Genomic DNA, 1,665 nt, shown 5'->3' with positions numbered 1-1,665 from the left:
GACACCGATCTCACGCGGGTGCGCGGCCGGGCGGCGAAGGCGTTGCGGCGGCGGATCGGCGTGGTGTTCCAGGACCCGCTGTCGTCGCTCAACCCGCGCACCACGGTGGGGGAGAGCGTCGCGACGCCGCTGCGGCTGCACCACGCGGTCCGGCCGTCCGAAGTGGACGGCCGGGTCGCGGAACTGTTCGACGCGGTGCGGCTTTCGGCGTCGCTGGCCGCGCGCTACCCGCACGAGCTGTCCGGCGGCCAGCGGCAGCGCGCTTGCATCGCGCGGGCGCTGGCCCTGCGCCCGGACCTGCTGGTGGCCGACGAGCCGACGAGCGCCCTCGACGTCACGATCCAGGCGAGGATCCTCGACCTGCTGCGCGACCTGCGGCACGAGTTCGGCTTCGCGTGTCTGTTCATCAGCCACGACCTCGCGGTGATCGAGCAGCTCGCCGACCGCGTCGCGGTGATGCACCGCGGCCACGTCGTCGAGCAGGGCCCGGCCAAGGAGGTCCTGACCACGCCGGCGCACGCGTACACGCGGCGCCTGCTGGCGGCGGCGCCGGTCGCCGACCCGGACGCGCAGCGCCGTCGCCGCGAAGCCTGGCGTCAGCTGCGCTGAGCGGCGGGTGCGGCGAGCTCCGCCAGGTGGCGCAGCGAGTTCTCGAGGTGGCCGGGACCGAACGGCGGGAACGAGATCCCCCGGTCGCGGATGTGCTGCGGCACCGCCGACCAGTCGTAGGAAAGGGTGACGCCGGTGCTCGCCGCGCCGAGCGGGGTGAGGTCGTACCGCCAGAGCCAGCCGCCGAACTCCAGCTCGCCGTCGGCCTTCCGGTGCCCCGTCACCCAGCCGATGGCCCGCGGCGCGTCGAACACCTCGACCCGGTTGACCACCTGGTAGTCCCCGACCGCACGGCTGCCGTGGAACATGTCCATCCGGAAGAGCTGCCCGGTCCGGGTCAGCGGCGCCGGGTCGACGGGTTCGCGCACCCAGCCGGTGCCGTCGATCGCCGCGTGGGTCGTCGGGTCCGCCAGCACCGCGAACACCCGCTCGGCGGGCACGGGGAAGGTCAGGGTCGCGGTCACGGTCTCGTGCTCCGGCATGGTGGCGTCCTTTCTCGGGGAGCTTTCACCGTGACCACGAACGGGCCGGCCGCGGTTCGACACCGGCGGCCGGAATTTCCGGATAATCGGGGTATGGACCGGGTGCGAAACACGGTGACGGGCGACGTGCCGGGAACCGTGGTCATGGCCGGGACCATCCAGGACGGCGTCCACCTGCACCTTCCCGCCCGGCCCGTGGTGTCGCTGCCGTACCGGTACGGGACCCCGCCGCCGCGCGCGGGGTCGTTCCAGCACCGGACGTCGCTCGGGGGCACGGCCTCGACCCGGGTGCTGTCCGGGCTGGGCGGGGTGGGCAAGACCCAGCTCGCGCTGGACCACGCGGAGACGAGCTGGGCGGCGCGGGAGGTCGACCTGCTGGTGTGGATCACCGCGACCTCCCGGGACGGGATCGTGGCCGACTACGCCCGCCTGGCCACCGACCTGACCGGCGTCGAGGACGCCGACCCCGAGCGCGGCGCCCAGCGGCTGCTGGCCTGGCTGGCCGCCACCGACCGGCGGTGGCTGCTGGTCCTCGACGACGTGCAGGCGCCGCCGGACCTGCGCGGCCTGTGGC

At 74.4% G+C, this 1,665-nt stretch carries 3 protein-coding genes; 2 read left to right on the top strand and 1 reads right to left on the bottom strand.

Annotated features, from left to right (window positions below; translation table 11 throughout):
• Window positions 1-609 (top strand): ABC transporter ATP-binding protein (locus G3I65_RS42760; protein WP_160701146.1); only part of this gene is annotated, 609 nt, incomplete at its 5' end.
• On the opposite strand, the gene G3I65_RS42755 is transcribed toward G3I65_RS42760, so the two are convergent.
• Complete coding sequence (locus G3I65_RS42755) at window positions 597-1,091, bottom strand: SRPBCC family protein (RefSeq protein WP_160701145.1); 495 nt, start codon at window positions 1,089-1,091, stop codon at window positions 597-599. The genes G3I65_RS42760 and G3I65_RS42755 overlap by 13 nt on opposite strands.
• Window positions 1,092-1,184: 93 nt before the next feature.
• Between G3I65_RS42755 and G3I65_RS42750 the strand changes: the two genes are divergently transcribed.
• Window positions 1,185-1,665: NB-ARC domain-containing protein (locus G3I65_RS42750; protein ID WP_345944106.1), on the top strand; the 481-nt coding region annotated here is incomplete at its 3' end.

The sequence above is a fragment of the Amycolatopsis sp. SID8362 genome, assembly GCF_010550475.1.
GTDB classification, from domain to species: Bacteria; Actinomycetota; Actinomycetes; order Mycobacteriales; family Pseudonocardiaceae; genus Amycolatopsis; species Amycolatopsis eburnea.
The sequence above is the reverse complement of the archived record's forward strand: the minus strand, read 5'-3'. Positions and strand labels throughout refer to the sequence as shown.